Annotated in this window: 17 protein-coding genes; 11 read left to right on the top strand and 6 right to left on the bottom strand. The window is 48.3% G+C overall.

Translation table 11 applies throughout. From position 1 onward, the window contains the following. Positions 1–200: 200 nt before the first annotated feature. Positions 201–1,325, top strand: coding sequence for an LLM class flavin-dependent oxidoreductase (locus tag PIL01S_RS20300; protein WP_127539100.1), 1,125 nt, complete (start codon positions 201–203; stop codon positions 1,323–1,325). An 84-nt stretch (positions 1,326–1,409) separates the two neighbouring features. Here the strand turns inward: PIL01S_RS20300 and PIL01S_RS20295 are convergent, their stop codons facing one another. Further along, complete coding sequence (locus tag PIL01S_RS20295) at positions 1,410–1,988, bottom strand: TetR/AcrR family transcriptional regulator (protein ID WP_127539099.1); 579 nt, start codon at positions 1,986–1,988, stop codon at positions 1,410–1,412. A 273-nt stretch (positions 1,989–2,261) separates the two neighbouring features. Between PIL01S_RS20295 and PIL01S_RS20290 the strand changes: the two genes are divergently transcribed. Next, on the top strand, positions 2,262–3,470 hold the full coding sequence (locus PIL01S_RS20290) for an MFS transporter (RefSeq protein WP_371859976.1): 1,209 nt from the start codon (positions 2,262–2,264) through the stop codon (positions 3,468–3,470). Between the two features lie 64 nt (positions 3,471–3,534). Here the strand turns inward: PIL01S_RS20290 and PIL01S_RS20285 are convergent, their stop codons facing one another. Further along, on the bottom strand, positions 3,535–4,587 hold the full coding sequence (locus tag PIL01S_RS20285) for an oxidoreductase (protein WP_127539098.1): 1,053 nt from the start codon (positions 4,585–4,587) through the stop codon (positions 3,535–3,537). 150 nt (positions 4,588–4,737) lie between these two features. Between PIL01S_RS20285 and PIL01S_RS20280 the strand changes: the two genes are divergently transcribed. Continuing rightward, complete coding sequence (locus PIL01S_RS20280; protein WP_127539097.1) at positions 4,738–5,601, top strand: LysR family transcriptional regulator; 864 nt, start codon at positions 4,738–4,740, stop codon at positions 5,599–5,601. Positions 5,602–5,685: 84 nt separating this feature from the next. Beyond that, positions 5,686–7,107, top strand: coding sequence for an erythromycin esterase family protein (locus PIL01S_RS20275; protein ID WP_246058499.1), 1,422 nt, complete (start codon positions 5,686–5,688; stop codon positions 7,105–7,107). Between the two features lie 126 nt (positions 7,108–7,233). Here the strand turns inward: PIL01S_RS20275 and PIL01S_RS20270 are convergent, their stop codons facing one another. From PIL01S_RS20270 to PIL01S_RS20260, 3 genes are all read right to left on the bottom strand, one after another. After that, positions 7,234–8,340 (bottom strand): Glu/Leu/Phe/Val family dehydrogenase, encoded by a 1,107-nt coding sequence (locus tag PIL01S_RS20270; protein WP_127539096.1) that lies wholly within the window; start codon positions 8,338–8,340, stop codon positions 7,234–7,236. Between the two features lie 153 nt (positions 8,341–8,493). Further along, positions 8,494–9,120: a sporulation-specific diadenylate cyclase CdaS gene (gene cdaS, locus PIL01S_RS20265; RefSeq protein ID WP_127539095.1), complete on the bottom strand. Its 627-nt coding sequence runs from the start codon at positions 9,118–9,120 to the stop codon at positions 8,494–8,496. A gap of 179 nt (positions 9,121–9,299) precedes the next feature. Further along, positions 9,300–10,871, bottom strand: a complete 1,572-nt coding sequence (locus PIL01S_RS20260) for a DUF6359 domain-containing protein (protein WP_127539094.1) — start codon at positions 10,869–10,871, stop codon at positions 9,300–9,302. A gap of 168 nt (positions 10,872–11,039) precedes the next feature. On the opposite strand from PIL01S_RS20260, the gene PIL01S_RS20255 reads away from it, so the two are divergent. The 3 genes from PIL01S_RS20255 (at position 11,040) to PIL01S_RS20250 (ending at position 12,310) form a co-directional block, all read left to right on the top strand. Further along, positions 11,040–11,336, top strand: coding sequence for a hypothetical protein (locus PIL01S_RS20255; RefSeq protein ID WP_127539093.1), 297 nt, complete (start codon positions 11,040–11,042; stop codon positions 11,334–11,336). 147 nt (positions 11,337–11,483) lie between these two features. Beyond that, positions 11,484–11,639 carry a hypothetical protein gene (locus PIL01S_RS29560; RefSeq protein WP_164764295.1) on the top strand — a complete coding sequence of 52 codons (156 nt, stop codon included), beginning with the start codon at positions 11,484–11,486 and terminating at the stop codon, positions 11,637–11,639. Positions 11,640–11,761: 122 nt separating this feature from the next. Further along, a complete protein-coding gene (locus PIL01S_RS20250) occupies positions 11,762–12,310 on the top strand; it encodes a GNAT family N-acetyltransferase (RefSeq protein ID WP_127539092.1) in 549 nt (182 codons plus the stop codon). Positions 12,311–12,391: 81 nt separating this feature from the next. Here PIL01S_RS20250 and PIL01S_RS20245 read toward each other — a convergent pair whose 3' ends face one another. Beyond that, positions 12,392–13,165 (bottom strand): Crp/Fnr family transcriptional regulator, encoded by a 774-nt coding sequence (locus PIL01S_RS20245; RefSeq protein ID WP_236146676.1) that lies wholly within the window; start codon positions 13,163–13,165, stop codon positions 12,392–12,394. Between the two features lie 375 nt (positions 13,166–13,540). On the opposite strand from PIL01S_RS20245, the gene PIL01S_RS20240 reads away from it, so the two are divergent. The 4 genes from PIL01S_RS20240 (at position 13,541) to PIL01S_RS20225 (ending at position 16,601) form a co-directional block, all read left to right on the top strand. Then, positions 13,541–14,017 (top strand): GAF domain-containing protein, encoded by a 477-nt coding sequence (locus PIL01S_RS20240; protein WP_127539091.1) that lies wholly within the window; start codon positions 13,541–13,543, stop codon positions 14,015–14,017. Positions 14,018–14,082: 65 nt separating this feature from the next. Next, a complete protein-coding gene (locus tag PIL01S_RS20235) occupies positions 14,083–14,733 on the top strand; it encodes a response regulator (protein ID WP_127539090.1) in 651 nt (216 codons plus the stop codon). Then, positions 14,726–15,835, top strand: a complete 1,110-nt coding sequence (locus PIL01S_RS20230; RefSeq protein ID WP_127539089.1) for a PAS domain-containing sensor histidine kinase — start codon at positions 14,726–14,728, stop codon at positions 15,833–15,835. The genes PIL01S_RS20235 and PIL01S_RS20230 overlap by 8 nt, the downstream gene beginning before the upstream one ends. A 271-nt stretch (positions 15,836–16,106) precedes the next feature. Beyond that, a complete protein-coding gene (locus PIL01S_RS20225) occupies positions 16,107–16,601 on the top strand; it encodes an Lrp/AsnC family transcriptional regulator (protein ID WP_095361639.1) in 495 nt (164 codons plus the stop codon). Positions 16,602–16,603 lie beyond the last annotated feature (2 nt).

Below are 16,603 nucleotides of genomic sequence, written 5' to 3'. Positions count from 1 at the left end.
AAATTTTACAGCGGTCAATAAAAATCGTGGCAATTTCCTGCACATTTAGACATTTATATTGAATATATTTCGTCTTATAGAAAAAATCCATTAGAAGAATCGAAACGGACATGTTACAGTAAGTTCAATTCATAATATCCTACTATTTCCATAGGATTAAACAACACAGACTGGCCAATCCAGTTCAAGGAGAAGTTCAGATGAAATTTGCCTTGTTTAGCCTCATGATGAACCTGCCTAATGCGGTCACTGGCGAAGCACTCACGACACAGCAGAAATTCCACAACATTCTGGAGCAATCCAGACTGGCCGAGCGTTTGGGTTTCGATGCGTACGGGATTGGTGAGCGGCACGGGGCACCTTTTCTGTCCTCTTCACCTCCAGTTGTATTGACTGCTATAGCTGCAGCTACCTCACGTATCCGGTTGCTAACCACAGTCACTGTTCTAAGCGTACTGGATCCGGTGCGGGTTGCAGAGGATTATGCAACACTGGATCAGTTATCTGGTGGACGGCTGGAGATGATCATCGGGAAAGGCAATGACCCCCGGCACTATCCGCTGTTTGGCATTCGTGAAGAGGAACAGTGGGTTTCCCTTGCTGAACGTTATGAATTGCTGAAGCGCCTGTGGACGGAGGAGAACGTATCCTGGCAGGGAACGTATCGGCCTCCCCTTCATGAGGTTACCACTTGGCCGAGACCACTTCAGCAATCCATACCAATCTGGCATGGCAGCGCGTCGAGTACACTCTCTACTGAACTGGCAGCGAAATATGGTGAGCCGCTCTTCACTTCGAATTCTTTTCATCCCCAGGCAAAATACAAAGCATTGATTGACCATTATCGGGAACGCCTCGATTATTATGGTCATGATGCAAGCCGCGCGGTGATCGGATCGGGAGCAGGCAGCCTATATCTGGCAGATACTCGTGAGGAAGCGATTCGTCGCTACACACCTTACTATAATGCTTTTCATGCTACCGCCGCCGCACAGCATAACCAGTCACCCTTCACAGATCTGGAAGATAACATTGCACGTGGCCCCGTACTTATTGGTAGTCCGGAACAGGTCATTGAGAAAATTATGAATTACCATGCCGCGTTTGGACATCAGGTGCTGAGCATTAGTGTGGATGGACTCAGTCATAGTGAGCAGCTAGAGCAAGTGGAGCGCTTTGCCCAAGACGTAGCACCTGTATTGCGACGAGAATTGCCGAGTGTGGTATGGAACGATCCCCCCGTTTTAAGCCAGCAATCTCCTTCCTCTGCCTCCGACACTTCTGCTTCTTGGCCCTCAGCCATCTCTCCCCTATTTCAGGTATGACGCAGCCTCGCTAGATACGCCTTCATACAGGGTGATTCATGAGAATCGCCCTTCTCCCCTTTAGCTTTCGTTCTTTCTCTCCGCTTAATCGGACTTCATCCCTGCAAATAGTGAATCCAATAGTCGCTGTACAAACTCAGGATCCATTGGTTCCCCCGTCACTAACATGCGATAGAACACCGGCCCGTAGATCATGTCGATACACAAACCGATATCCAGGTCACTCTTTAATTCGCCCCGCGTTACTCCCTTTTCAATAATTCCCCAAGCTTCACGCCGACGAGGCTGAATATATCTGGTCCGGTATTCTACCGCAAGACCTGGATCTGACTGCCCTTCTCCGATAATCTCTGTAATGGCCTTTCCGTCCTGGCTGGTCAAAAATTGAATCATATTACTCGCATGAATACGTACATCCTCAAATACCGATCCTGTATCCGGGACAGGCAATCTTGCTGTCATGGCTGACATGTATCCATCCATGATGACAGCCCCCTTATTGGGCCACCATTTATATATGGTTGCTTTGCTCACTTGCGCTCGCTCAGCTATCTTTTCAACCGTAATCGCGGCAAAGCCGTGTTCCAGCAATAACTCATAGGCAGCTGCCAGAATGGCATTCTGTGTTTCCATGTTGCGGGGACGCCCTCTTTTGGCTGTCATTTAAACCAACCCCTCCTTGTTTCTGACCATACATTTCATTTCTATTTTCTTAAAAACGATACGTTCATTATACTAAATTGCCATCCATATAAACAATTTGACCCTTCGACAATGCTGATTATCTCAAATAATTTGTTTGCGCCTATTTACAATACTAAACGTTTAGTTTATTATATGTTTGTAATTAGTGAACGAACTGTTTAGAAAATGATGATTCCAGCTGTATTGACTCATACTGAGTAGTCATTTAATACCATGTGGAGGATGATAATCATGAACATGAAAAACGATGTGCAAGCAAGACAGGTTCCCCGTTGGCTGGTTTTCCTTTTGGCTGCGGCATGCGGACTCATTGTGGCTAATCTGTACTACGCACAGACCGTAATCGGGCCGATCAGTGATTCGACAGGATTGTCGTCAGCTGCGGCAGGATTAATCGTAACGTTAACACAAATTGGATATGTCATCGGACTGCTGTTTATCGTACCGCTCAGTGACATTATGGAGAATCGGCGGCTCGTAACTTCCTTTCTGGTATTACTGGTCGTTGCCTTGGCTGCAGCAGCGCTCTCCACTCATGCTGTATTATTTCTAACATCCTCTCTGGTTATCGGTGTAGGTTCCGTGGTTGCCCAGATTCTCGTACCCTACGCGACTTACCTTACTTCGGAAGAACAGCGCGGGCAGGTCGTAGGCAATGTCATGAGCGGCCTTCTTCTTGGCATCATGCTGGCTCGCCCGGTGGCAAGCTTCATTACGGATGCTTTTGGTTGGCAGGCTGTCTTTATCTTCTCCGCTATCGTTATTACACTGCTCGCTCTGCTATTATCACGCGCACTTCCTGTACGCAAGCCTCAACCTGCAATGAAATATGGTCAGCTCATTGTTTCACTGGGTACCCTGTTTAAAACTCTGCCCATGCTGCGCCGCCGGGCACTTTATCAGGCCAGCTTGTTTGGTGCCTTCAGTCTCTTCTGGACCACTGTACCCCTGCGGCTGGCGAATGATTTTGGCATGACCCAGCAAGGCATTGCCTGGTTTGCCCTAGCCGGGGTGGGCGGGGCCATTGCGGCTCCTATCGCGGGCAGATGGGCAGACAAAGGCCTGACCCGGATATTGACCGGTCTCGCCATGGTGATTGCTGTTCTATCCTTCGGCCTTGCGTACGTGTTTCAGGGACATTCGACTGCTGAGCTGGTTCTGCTGGTCATTGTTGCCATTACGCTCGACATGGCAGTCTCGGGCAATCTTGTTCTGGGACAGCGCGTCATCTACTCCCTTGCTGGTGAAGCGAGAGGACGGGTGAACGGAATCTTCATGTCGATCTTCTTTATTGGAGGTGCCATTGGTTCCTCTATTGGAAGCTGGTCTTACGCATCAGGTGGCTGGAGTCTGACGACACTGATCGGCCTGATCATGCCGCTGCTGGCCCTCGGTTACTATTTCACTGAAAAGAAACCCGGCATTGTCAACAACTCATAACTGCATCCCGTGACAACAGGAAAGAGGGCAGCCTAATCTCCGGATTAGAGCTGCCCCCTTTTTTTCAGACCAAAATAGGCAAATGCTTGGTCACATCGTACTCGACTAACGGCTCACCTGTGCGCAATCTGTGCACAAGATCGGGATTAGCAATATAAGGCCGACCGAAGGCAGCAAGATTAATGACCCCATCATTCAAACCTTCTTCTGCCATGTGAATATCGAGATCTCCCACTCCAATAATGGTGTGCTCCCACTGTTCCCTGATCATCTCATGAAAGGTCATCTCTCCCGCCCAGACTCTTGTATATTGATCTGTTGAAGGATGAAGAATCGTAATACCGGTCTCACGGAACAGGTTAAGATAAGCATTAATCATGCCAGCCTTATCTGTCCACACATAGGAAGGGTCATCATCCTTCTTCTCGGAAAATCGGATTGATATGCGATCCACGCTGATTTCTTTTTCTACTGCCAGGATGATTTCTCTCAAAAAACGTAATCTCCCCTGAATCCCGCCTCCATATTCGTCGGTTCTTTGATTCGTTTTCTCATTGATGAACTGATCAATTAAATACCCATGAGCTGCATGCAGCTCAATTCCATCGAATCCGGCCAACACTGCATGACGGGCAGCGATCTGAAAATGATGAATTGTACTCTGAATATCCTGTGTGCGCATCGTTTCAGGAATCTGATATGGCTTGTGCAACTTATGCACCTTCCCCTCAGCCTGAATACTTGAAGGCGCCTGCGGTGTTCTTCCAATGAGGTCAGAGTGGGACAATCTACCGACATGCCAGAGTTGGGCAATGATCGTCCCGCCCTGTCTGTGAACAGCCTCAGTTACCTTTTGCCATGAGATTGCTTGCTCTTCCGTATACAAACCGGGTATGCCATACGTTCCTTTTCCAGCCAGACTGGGATTAATCCCTTCCGTAATAATCAGACCTGCACCATCTCGTGCACGTTGCTCATAATAGGCCACCATCTCCTCTGTCACCGTACCATCCGCATCATTCGCAAATCCTCTTGTTAACGGCGCCATCACAATACGATTTTTTAGCTCCCACTGATTGATCTTAACCGGATTGAGTAAATTAAAAAGATTATTCATGCCATCCCTTCTCTCATCGTGATTAAGGATATTGTAGGCCGGCTCAGACATATCGTAAAATGATTAAAATATATAGAAGTATCACTACGAGAGATATCTCATGTCCATTTATTTATATTTGAAGAGATTCCACAATCAGGAGGCAAACCCATGGAATTATCCGATATCGATATTATTCTAGCCGTCGGACGGTCAGGTAAAATCTCGCAAGCCGCCAAAGAACTGAACTATGCCCAGTCTAATGTCACTACACGCATCAAAAAGCTGGAGCAGGAGTATGAGGTACAACTATTCAACCGATTCCACAAGGGTGTGGTGCCCACAGCCAAAGGAGAACAGTTTATTAAATATGCTGAACGTATTCACAATCTGCTGCACGACCTGGAAGAGGATATGAAGGATATTGGGCAACCATCCGGTACATTAAAAATAGGAATCGTGGAGACGGCTGCTTCAAGCCGCTTCATGGAAATTCTGAACGAATACCAAATTGCACATCCAAAGGTATCCATCTCGCTAGTGAACGCGACCGCTCCAAAAGTGCTTCGCCACAAAATACAGACTAATGAAATTGATGGCGCGTTTATCAGTGGTGCCTGTGTTAAAGAAGGGTTAAGAGTGGAATATGAAATGCAAGACACTGTGCACATTATTTCTAAACGAACGGAGACACCCATTGAGAGCCTGTGCCAGGTCTCATGGGTAGTGTTCCCTCAGGGCTGCCCCTACCGTGAAATTACGGAAATGTTCTTAGAGGAAGAAGGGTTATCTGCCCGCAATATGATTGAAGTCAGTACGATGGAGAACTTGCTCAGCTGTGTAGAATCCGGCATTGCATATACGATTATGCCTTGCAGCGTGATCCATAAGAAACCGGATGCGTACGCTGTACATGATCTAGCCGAGCAGTTTTCCCATACCACAACTACCTTTGTACGTGGGGAGGGACGGTATGTCAGTACCGCATTGGATGAATTCATTAAGCTGCTGAATCAGAAATGCATTACATTCTAAGATCCGCGTTATACTTTCTTTAGAATTAACCAGTATCCTTGGGTTATGGATTTCAACACATCATTCATACGGAGGATACACATTATGAACCTGAAACATCGTTTTATTCAAAAAACAGCCGTACTCGGGATGGCTATTGCCATGATTGCTGGCTCCGCTTCGGCAGGAGCCTCACCTATAACTAAGGAGCAATGGGTGCAGGAGCATGCCCATGAGATCACATCCCTGACCTCGGACAACTACAGTGACCTTGCCTTTCTGAAGCCATTGCTGCAGGACAAGAAAGTAGTTAGCCTGGGAGAGAACTTTCACCGGGTTGCCGAATACAGTGCAATCAAAACGCGTATGATCAAATTTTTGCATGAAGAACTCGGCTATGATGTCATTGCCTTCGAATCCGGCATGGGGGATGCAGCCGTTGCCTATGAACAAGGAGCAAATCTGACGCCTGCCCAGATGATGGAGCTGTCCATTTTTCCGATCTGGCACTCGCAGGAGACACTTGGCCTCTACGAATACATTCAGGAGCAGAGCACGACGGATCATCCACTGATTTTGGCAGGATATGATATGCAGTTTACAACCGGGTACTTAACCCAATTTATCAGTGACTGGATTGGCAGTCTGGATCCCGCCAGAGGCAAGCAGTTCTATGCGTTTGAGATGCAGGGCATCACGGATTTGTATGCCGTCCTCAACAAATATGGTATCGACAGCGACAATAATCCCGAATTCAAGGCGGCCATCCATCAAGTGAAGGATGCTTATGCCCCGCAGTACGAGGAATTGGTTCAATGGATCACCGAGCATAAGCAGGAGCTCGTAAAGTCATTCCCGGACAACCCGAAACTGGCTGACATGATGATCCGTGTGCTGAAGGACCGGAGCAAATTTATCGAGATGGCTGCCTACGACACTCGAGAGAGTTACGAATTCCGCGACCGTGCCATGGCCGATAATCTGGAGTGGCTGATGGACGTCATGTATCCAGGTAAAAAATTCATTCTTTGGGCTCACAATGACCATCTCGCCAAGAGCACATCGTCCATTCTCAATCCTCCAATCGGAGAAAGTAACGGAAACTCCGGGTTGTGGCAATCCAGCTTCAAAAGCATGGGCGAAATGATGCATGAGAAGCTGCAGGATGACATGTATGTGATCGGGCTTTATATGAATGAAGGACAAGCGAGCGAGATTTCCACAGGCCAAACGTTTGATATCTCTCCGATGCCTCGCGGCAGTCTGGAGTATACCTTAATGAAATCCGGCTACCGTAATACATACATTGATCTCTCCGAAGCCAAAGATGCTACAGGTGCTGCAGCCTGGTTGTCCCGCCCGGTCTTTGCAGCAGAGGATGGCATGGTGGATGAAGTCATTCATCCGATGTCGATGAACTTCATTCCGACTGAACAATATGATGGCATTCTGTTAATCGACAAAGTCAAAGCACCGACGACCACCTACAAAGGCGGCTTCAAGGATCAAATGCAGCAGCAAAAGTAAACCTATACGCTGTAACAGGGTAACATATCAAAAAAAGAGGCAGATATTCCTTTCGGGAATACCTGCCTCCTTGGCTATCTTTTCAACTCATTCCGCCTGTATGAATCTCATAGGTTCCTTCTGGACTTACCCACGTAGTCGGCGGGCACTCAGTGCGTGATGACCTTGCTGCAGGAAGGTGCTGCGTGTATTCTTCATCAGCTCAATTCGGCGTTCAGCCAAACGGTCTGCAGCAATATACGTTGCAATGCCTTCGGTACGGGAGGTTTCAAAAATTTTCTCCAAACTGGTGTAAATTTCTCCAATTTTGCTCCACGCACGCTCCGAGTTATAACCATTCAATTCGTCCGCGATGTTGATGACTCCGCCTGCATTAATAACATAATCCGGAGCATAAACGATACCTCTCTCATGCAAAATGTCACCATGACGTGGTTCCAGCAGCTGGTTGTTGGCGCAGCCTGCAACCACCTTGGCTTTGAGCGTTTTGAGTGTATCGTCATTAATCGTTCCGCCCAGTGCACATGGTGCATAGATGTCACATTCTACCCCGGTAATTTCCCCCGGATCAACAGCCGTTGCCCCGAAGCGATCCACTGCTTGCTTCACGGAATCCTTGTGAATATCCGTCACAATCAGGCGGGCACCTTCTTCGTACAAATACTTGCACAGACTCATGGCTACGTTGCCGACACCTTGAACGGCAACGGTTTTGCCTTCCAGCAGATCCGTGCCAAAGGCCTCTTTTGCCGCTGCCTTCATCCCCCGGTACACTCCCCAGGCCGTAGCAGGAGATGGGTTCCCGGACGACCCGTAGCTTGGCGATATGCCTGTTACATAATCCGTTTCCTGATAAATCAGGTTCATGTCTTCCTCCGAAGTCCCCACGTCTTCTGCAGTTACATAACGCCCATTCAGACCTTGAATGTACCTGCCGAATGCACGGAACATCGCTTCGTTCTTGTCGCGGCGCGGGTCGCCGATAATCACAGCTTTACCGCCGCCAAGATTCAAGCCGGATACGGCATTTTTATATGTCATCCCCCGTGAAAGGCGCAGTGCGTCCTCAATAGCAGCCTCTTCAGAAGCATACGTCCACATCCGAGTACCGCCGAGTGCAGGGCCGAGTGTTGTATCGTGAATGGCGATGATCGCCTTTAACCCGGAAGCTTTGTCCTGACACAGGACCAGTTCCTCATAATCATGCTGCTCCATAACTTTAAACCAACTCATGTTTAACCGTCTCCTCCAACCATTTTTGCGAGTAATTCACAAGGCTTCTGTATCTTTGCCATCCTCTATTGTACCTAGATAAGCTCAGAATGTGCAAAATCACATCACTATGTAAGACGAAAACGAAGCTAGGAAGCCTCCTATCGCCTATCGTTAATGAATGGTCTCAACGACATTAATGGGATGCAAATCCCCGTCTACGGCAAAAGATGCTTGTCCCGTTTCTTCGGAAACAACCAGTACAACGGCATCTGTCAGTTCACTTAGCCCCAGTGCAGCACGGTGACGTGTTCCCATTTTACGTTCCCCGGCTGCAGCCTGGGACAGTGGGAGCACATTGCCTGCGGAGACGATCTGGTTGCCGCGGATCAGAACTGCCCCGTCATGCAGTGGTGCACCGGGGATAAACAAGGATTCAAGCAGCGCATGGGTCACTCGTGCATCCACAGCAATACCCGAATGAATGATAGGTTCCAGAGGGATTTCACGTTCAATGACGATAAGAGCACCATATCTGCGATCGGACAGATGCTGTACGCTTGCCGTAAGCTCAGCAAATTTTTCGGTGAAGGGAGAAAGGTAACAATCCAGATAAAAGGAAGAGGCGAGCACCTCAATCTGCTTGATCTCGGTACGAATCTCAGCGAATTGTGCGAGCAGACAGACACTGTCATTGTCAAAACGAGATAACGTCCGATTCATTCGATCCGCTACACGATGCAAATCTTCCTTTAGCCTCTGTCTCATGGACGAACTGTCACAGTCTGCTTGCCGTGTCATTATTTACCGCCTCTCCTTCTGGATTGATGCCAACATAGTTAACCTATACGTTTCCCGCGGTACGATTCATTTATACAAGTCGCATCCTTGCCCTGTTTCAGCAATCAGGAAAAGCCTGTTTGCAACGTTAACGTCACAAACAGGCTTCAGTACAGGTAAGCAGCTACTAAGATTCTACCTTAAGGTGTAACGGCGCCATAAGAACCATTCTTGAACGTCGTTGGATCGTACCATTTATATCCTGCAGCCGGAGCAGCCCATGGCTCAAGCTGAGGTTCTGTGGAGTTAGCCGGAGTCTCTATGGCAAGCAGGCTCGTCGGTGTGTCCAATGTCAGGCCAGATACCTGCGACAGACTCGTATAGCTTTCTTTTACCGCAAGCCATTTTACGGTGTTGACCAGAAACGTGCCATCGTTCACTTCCTTGAATCCGTCATAGGTTTTCTTAGAGGCTCCCGTTTCTTCTCGCAAATATTTCGGAGTCGCATCTTCCACCGGTGAGGAATCGCCGATAAATGCTGCTTTGCCTGCACCTACCTTGGCAATGGCTGCATATGCGCCTTCGGCACGCCCGCCGCCATTGTACACGCCCTGATCCACGGCGCTGCCCCATTTGGATACACCGCTTGGCACATAAACCAATCCCTTGGCTTTGTTCGGATCAATGATGGCCAAGGTAGATCCGGCATGCATCGCCACCGCATTTACACCACTTGTAATTCCAAATGACTGTGATGGAGCCACAATATCGGTGGCATTGACGTCACCCAGTGCATTGTAGCGGAAACGGATGCCGAAGTTGCTTGCCAGCCAGTCAGAGCTCGTAACTCCCTGCATCGCTGGAGACTCGGCTTCTGCCGAGGACATGCCTTTGGCCGGGTTCAGGAACGCTCCACGGCGGTATCCATTAAACACCTCGGAGGAATCCCAGCGGTTTTTGTTTCGGTCTGCATTATAGTGATCGGAGATGAAAAAGACGCTGCCACCGTTCTGTACGTATTGCAGCAGGGCAGCCTGCTCCGTTGCTTTAAACGGCACGTTGGCTTCGCCAATGACGAAGACATCATAATCTTTTAATGCATTGTAGGTGATGGCCTGCTCACCAAAAGTATACGGGATGCTGCGCTCAAGCTGATCTACGGCAAAGCCTGCGTTTCTAAGCCCGTTCGCGAAGTCTGAAAATGCCCCATCAATGATCCAGTCCGCTGCCCCAGCTGTTTGGGCATGGGTATTATCGAACAAAACCTTCTTGCCTGTACCATCAGGCAGTGTCGTCCCTGGGCCCGGTTCTGGGTCAGGATTGGTTGTTCCGTTAGAGAGAGTAATTGAGGTTGGGTTTTTGAGTCCTGCATAGCTGTTGTATGCACCAAGTGTTCCGGTTACGATGACCTTTTTGCCTACAAGGCTCGGATTGGAAGCAAGTCCATACTGTGAGCGGAATGAAGAGGAAACTTGTACGTCCAGCAATTTTGCGTTGGCCTTCTCTGACGGAGAATCCGCAATCAGGAAGTTAAAATCATTGGCGTAAGGAGATGTAAACTTGGCTGTAAGTGAGCCGGTAGCATGTCCAACAATATAACCCTCTACTGTCGCCGTTCCTCCACCACTCTGAGCAGCTATAGCCTGCGATACAGTAAGCGGTGCTGCCGCAGCCTGTGCCGGACCCTGTGAACCTGGCCCCAGCAGTGCTGTTGCCGTCAGAATGAAAATTAGGAATGCTCCGATCCAGTGCTGCCATAACGCCTTCTTCATGTTCTCCTTCTCCTCCTCGGATTTACCTTTTAATGGGTTGTCCACTTTAATTTAGTCCTTCACATGATGAATTCCTCTTTGTTTATGTAAAATTTTTGAAAAAAGTTTGCTCCGTTGCGCAACTGCCCATACTGTTTACCAAAAGCATGATAAAGGAGAACATGTACCATGAGATTTCTATTTTTGCTGCTTCTAATCATTGTCCCACTCGTGATGGTCTTTCTAGCTCTTCGTTCCCGAACGTTCATAAAGTTATTTCATGCCCTGGCTCTTATATGTTTCTATAGTGCTGCCACGGTCATCGCCGGAGATGTGTATGCCACAAATGCACATATGACTACATTTACAACCGAAATTCATCATTTTCTGCTGAATGGCTGGTTCCTCTATCCGTCGGCTTATTTGGGCGCATACATTCCGTTTCTGTTATGGATAAGTCTTTTTTCGAAAAAAAATAATGGTTAATCTGTTTCTCAACGTTGCATTTTCGCTGTGTTCGTAGCATAATACATGTATACGTGATAATGATTATCATTCTTGAGGTTGTCTCTTACTCACAATTGAACTTTACATGAATTATCGATCATATAGCTAAAGGGGAACGAACATCAAATGAATACAACACTGCAAAAGACTTCACTGCAGCTTGACGATTATCTGGATCTTCTGAACCTGGCCATCACCTTGGGTGATACGAAGTGGCAGAAGGAAATCGTCCGCAAATTGGCTTATACTTATCCATCGGTTCCATGCAAACAACCACAATAACACCTTTTCGATAACTCATGAGGGATTCAGATCTGAATCTGCTTCATGAGTTATTTTTTGTTTTAATAATCCACTCGATACAGGTAAAATGAACTTAATTATCGCCCAAGGGAGTGAACGACATGTTAGCAGAGACAGAACGACTGATTTTACGAGAGATTGGCGTAGACGACTGGGAAAGTATACATACGTACACCATTTCACCTGAAGTAACCCAGTACACAGCATGGGGACCCAACACGGAACAGGATACAACTGCGTACATCGAACAGGTTCTGCAAGCGCAACAGGAACAGCCTAGATCCCAATTCGATCTTGCTGTCTGCCTGAAAACAGATGGAACACTGGTTGGCAGCGTTGGCATATACACGGAGGGCACCAATGCGGAGATGGGTTATGTGATGAATCCACAGTATCAGGGAAGAGGCTATGCCGCTGAGGCAAGCCAGGCGCTGCTGGGTTTGGGCTTCAACACCCTCGGTGTACATCGGATCTACGCCAAATGCCGGCCGAATAACAAGGCTTCGGAGCGAGTCATGCAGAAGATCGGCATGGAGTACGAAGGCCTGATGCGGGAGCATTGGTTTTACAAGGGAGCATTTCACGATTCGTTGGTCTATTCGATCCTCGCCAGGGAATATGCTCAACTCGAAAAAGCTGATATCGGTTAATACCGATATCAGCTTTTTTCATCTCCGTAACGACCCCAATCGCCAGTGAAGATTGATCTGTGATCCATGACTATGGTGAGACTAAAGGCGACATAACTCTGCTGGACAGCTCGGGAACGTAGGACACCCACACATGCAGCGCAATGCGGCTAGATCGCGAATCATCAGTTTGCCATCCAGTGTGTCCAGTGTTCCTTGTTCTTTCCAGGCCCCCAGCATCCGTGTAACACTCTCCCGAGTAGCTCCAATCATCTCCGCAAGCTCCGTATGGTTCAGCTTCATCTCAAGTACGATCCCCTCAGGAGTGATTTTGCCATACGAGTTGCTGGCACGGATCAGTGTCGAAGCCAAAGCCCCAGCCTTGCCATAGAGCAGCAGATCCCGGAAACGCGATTGGGTAATCCGCTGTGAAAGTGCCATCCATTGCAGGAATTTCAAGGCAAGGTCCCCATGTTTGCTAAGCACGCTTTCCAGATCACTGAGCGAGATGATCGCGAGTTCGCCTTTCTCCGTCATCTCTGCACTGTAGCTGTGATTCTGGCCGCCAATGCCACCAAATTCCCCGATTAGGTCCCCTTTTTGCTGAATCGACAAAATGATTTCCTTGCCATCTTCCGTCGATTTGGTCATTTTCACGCGTCCCGAACGAATGTAGTACAGATATCCGGCTTCATCGCCTTCCAGAAAGAGACTATACCCCGACTTCACCCGTTTGGGCTGCATTTTTTCCTCAATCCAGGCCCACTGTTCAGCTGTTACGAACGAAAGTATTCCACCTGTCTCTCGTGTCATTTTGCTTCCCTCCGTTTTACGTTCTGTCGCTTGGGTTGTTCTTTCTGTAAATATCGTACCCATCACTTTCGTCCCCCTCGTGTTTCCTTATGAATCTATCTTATCGCGAAACCGGCGTGAACGTTATCGGGGGATTACCTGAACCTGGCTGAGAAATTCCCTGAATTTGCTGTGAGAAAAGTCACATCCTATGAAGTCATACGCATGTTGTTATATGGTAAAGTTCTTGCTATATACGGATTGAGGCCTTACGTTAACCAAGATCAGTATTTTGCAGAACCGAAATAGGGGGATTCCCTGAATTACAACTCAGACGAATGGGACTACAATAGAACTACCGTATAAACTTATATTTCAGGACACCTTGGTCAAAGGTTAAACATATCTATGTCACCAGGTCTAATCTAATGGTGTAATTCCAAAAAGGAAGTGTCTCTCATGCACGATGAACTCCCTTCCGGCATTCAGGAGATGATCAATAATCTGCGCCTGAACACATCCACCGATTTTTGCGGACTGGCCTATCTCTCGGGGTCCATGCTGCGCTGGAAGTACACTTCCGGCGCAACCAATGATCGCGTTACACGGATGGAGATGCGTCCCGGACAAGATCTTGTGGGCACTGCTCTACGGACAGGCCGCACGTCCCTGTCGGATGAAAGTACCACAAATGCCAGTACACCTGGCCGTTGTCCGTTGATGATCGCAGAGCGGCTGTTATGCGCCATCGCCGTCCCTGTTTTCCTGGAGAGCAGCATCCCCGGTGCCGTGCTGCTTGTTGGCAGCAGGCAGCCATGTACGTTCTCACCGAACACGGTCAGGGAAGCAGAGCTGGCGGCCAGAGCAGCTGCAGCGAGCCATTCACAGATAAGCAGGCCCCGCGTAAGCCATGAAGAAAAGCTATTCAGAGATTAAAGCTCTGGGTGGCTTTTTTTGGTATCATGAAGACAGGACCAAGAAGCGGACAGGGGGAATATATAGTGATTCAACTATTGGTTGTGGATGATCATGTTGTTGTGCGTTCCGGGCTGATCGCCCTGCTCGATGGCAAGAATGATATCCGGATCGTGGGGGATGCAGCAGATGGTGAAGAGGCCATTGCCAAGGCACAGGAATTGAAACCGGATGTGGTATTGATGGATTTCAGCATGCCGCCAGGCAAGGACGGGCTAACCGCCACTGCAGAATTGAAAAAGTTGATGCCTGACGTGGCCATTTTAATTTTGACCATGCATGATGATGAAGAGTATCTATTCCGTGCAATCCATGCCGGAGCTTCAGGGTATATTCTCAAAAGCACGCCGCATGAGGAACTGCTGGCAGCCATTCGCTCTGTAGCAGAGGGCAGTGCGTATCTGTATCCCAGTGCCACCAAACGGCTGATGAGTGAATACCTGGACAAATCCAAACAGGAAAACGCCGGGCCGTATGACACACTTTCCGAACGGGAGAAAGAGATATTGTCCTGGATTGCCAAGGGTTATGCCAACAAGGAAATTGCCGAGCACCTGGTCATCAGCGTCAAAACGGTCGAATCCCATAAAAGCAATCTCATGGATAAGCTGGGCCTGCGGACCAGACCTGAACTCGTCAAGTTTGCCATGAAAAAGGGGTTGCTAAACTTTGAGTAGCGCACGTGAGAACAGACTTAGCGGACTGGCGGAGCAGCCTGTACTGCAGCTGCTGGATGAACTGGACAATCATATCACCGATGATGAATTCCGCAGCAGGCTGAAAGGTTCACTGCATCAGCTAAGCGATCTGAAGTTTGCATTGGATGAATCCTCCATCGTTGCCCTCACGGATCGTAAAGGGAAGATACAGTATGTGAACGATAAATTCTGCGAAATTTCACAATATGACCGCGAAGAATTGATTGGTCAGGACCACCGGATTATCAATTCGGGATACCACGGTAAAACGTTCATGAAGACCCTTTGGGAAACCATCTCTTCAGGGCGAGTATGGAACGGAGAGATTCGTAACCGTGCGAAGGATGGCAGCCACTACTGGGTGAATACAACGATTGTACCTTTTCTCGACAATGACGGAGAACCATATCAATACCTGGCAGTACGCAGCGAAGTGACGAAGCTGAAACGGGTCGAAGCTGAATTGCAGACGATGATGACCCAGGTCATGAACATTCAGGAGGAGGAGCGCCGCCGGATTTCGCGTGAGCTGCATGACGGAATCGGACAGAGTCTCTTCTCGCTCGTGATTCAGATAGATCAGCTGCAGGCTGACAAGCCTCATTCCGGTGTGGAAGCGCTGCGTAAGCAAGTCACGGGTATTATGGAAGAAGTCCGTGGCATGGCCTGGGAACTCAGACCTTCTGTACTGGATGATCTGGGTGTCGTTCCGGCCATTCGGACTTACATTGAAAACTATACCCGCCACTACGGTATCGAAGTCGATCTGGAATGCAACCTGCGCAGACGGCTGGAGATGAATCGGGAGATCGCCATGTACCGGATTATCCAGGAGGCACTTACCAATGTCGCCAAGTATGCCGATGTAGCCGAAGCACAGGTAAGGGTGGAAGATTCCCAGGAGGGCACAGTCGTAACTATTTCAGACCAAGGTGCCGGATTCAATGTACAAACGGCAGGTCAGGGCGTGGGACTGTTCAGTATGGAAGAACGTGCTCGTGGAGCAGGAGGAACGCTGACGTTATCATCTGAGCCGGGTGAGGGTACAAGCATTACGTTTCACCTTCCAAGAGTTATATAGAACCGAACGAATGTGTGGATAGGCTATAAGCACATCTACAATAGAAAGAAAGAGAGCTGCTCACGGTTTTATTCCAAGAGCGGCCTCTTTGCGTTCCAATTTTGGTACCAATGACAAAATGAAAGCCTAAAATCGGATAAATTCAATATAATGTATAAATAGGTTGACTCCAATTACGATTCGTCATTAAAATATGAATGCTGCATGCAAAATGCATTTTTGAAGTTTTACATTTCATATTCCATATAGAGAAGGAAAAGGATGATCAATCATGTCAGATAAACGCTCCTCCAAAGGAGGAGAAATCCCTCAAATGTACAACCTGGACGCGATCGATCGGAAAATCATAGCCGCCCTGCATCAGAACAGCCGTATATCCTATACGGATCTGGGCGCACAGATTGGACTGTCACGTGTAGCAGTTCAGGCTCGCATCAATGCTTTATCCGAAAAAGGCATTATTGAACGTTTCACGGTTGTTATTAACCCGGGTAAGGTTGGGCTTCAGGTCTCTGCCTTTTTTAATGTAGATGTGGAGCCGCCCTTCCTTGATGAAGTGGCCGAGAAACTGGACGAGGAACCGGCGGTTACCAGCCTCTATCATATGACGGGCCCAAGCACACTGCACATGCACGGCATTTTTGCGGACATGGAAGAGATGGAGCAATTTTTGCTGGAGAAGCTCTATAAGATGCCTGGCATTGTGAAGGTCGAATCACAGTTGTTATTGAAACGATATAAAAGCCGAATGGGCATGAGACTGTAGGA

The organism is Paenibacillus illinoisensis NBRC 15959, from assembly GCF_004000925.1.
In the GTDB taxonomy this organism is placed as follows: Bacteria; Bacillota; Bacilli; order Paenibacillales; family Paenibacillaceae; genus Paenibacillus; species Paenibacillus illinoisensis.
Note: the sequence above shows the minus strand (reverse complement) of the source record. Positions and strands in the feature narration are given on the sequence as shown.

What these genes read in the sequence shown, in the direction of transcription:
- PIL01S_RS20300 (WP_127539100.1), top strand. Translation starts at nt 201, where the DNA reads ATGAAATTTGCCTTGTTTAGCCTCATGATGAACCTGCCTAATGCGGTC.
- PIL01S_RS29560 (WP_164764295.1), top strand. Translation starts at nt 11,484, where the DNA reads ATGAATACAACACTGCAAAAGACTTCACTGCAGCTTGACGATTATCTG.
- PIL01S_RS20270 (WP_127539096.1), bottom strand. Translation starts at nt 8,340, where the DNA reads ATGAGTTGGTTTAAAGTTATGGAGCAGCATGATTATGAGGAACTGGTC.
- PIL01S_RS20295 (WP_127539099.1), bottom strand. Translation starts at nt 1,988, where the DNA reads ATGACAGCCAAAAGAGGGCGTCCCCGCAACATGGAAACACAGAATGCC.
- PIL01S_RS20245 (WP_236146676.1), bottom strand. Translation starts at nt 13,165, where the DNA reads ATGGGTACGATATTTACAGAAAGAACAACCCAAGCGACAGAACGTAAA.
- PIL01S_RS20290 (WP_371859976.1), top strand. Translation starts at nt 2,262, where the DNA reads ATGAACATGAAAAACGATGTGCAAGCAAGACAGGTTCCCCGTTGGCTG.
- PIL01S_RS20260 (WP_127539094.1), bottom strand. Translation starts at nt 10,871, where the DNA reads ATGAAGAAGGCGTTATGGCAGCACTGGATCGGAGCATTCCTAATTTTC.
- PIL01S_RS20225 (WP_095361639.1), top strand. Translation starts at nt 16,107, where the DNA reads ATGTCAGATAAACGCTCCTCCAAAGGAGGAGAAATCCCTCAAATGTAC.
- PIL01S_RS20255 (WP_127539093.1), top strand. Translation starts at nt 11,040, where the DNA reads ATGAGATTTCTATTTTTGCTGCTTCTAATCATTGTCCCACTCGTGATG.
- cdaS (WP_127539095.1), bottom strand. Translation starts at nt 9,120, where the DNA reads ATGACACGGCAAGCAGACTGTGACAGTTCGTCCATGAGACAGAGGCTA.
- PIL01S_RS20280 (WP_127539097.1), top strand. Translation starts at nt 4,738, where the DNA reads ATGGAATTATCCGATATCGATATTATTCTAGCCGTCGGACGGTCAGGT.
- PIL01S_RS20250 (WP_127539092.1), top strand. Translation starts at nt 11,762, where the DNA reads ATGTTAGCAGAGACAGAACGACTGATTTTACGAGAGATTGGCGTAGAC.
- PIL01S_RS20275 (WP_246058499.1), top strand. Translation starts at nt 5,686, where the DNA reads ATGAACCTGAAACATCGTTTTATTCAAAAAACAGCCGTACTCGGGATG.
- PIL01S_RS20285 (WP_127539098.1), bottom strand. Translation starts at nt 4,587, where the DNA reads ATGAATAATCTTTTTAATTTACTCAATCCGGTTAAGATCAATCAGTGG.
- PIL01S_RS20240 (WP_127539091.1), top strand. Translation starts at nt 13,541, where the DNA reads ATGCACGATGAACTCCCTTCCGGCATTCAGGAGATGATCAATAATCTG.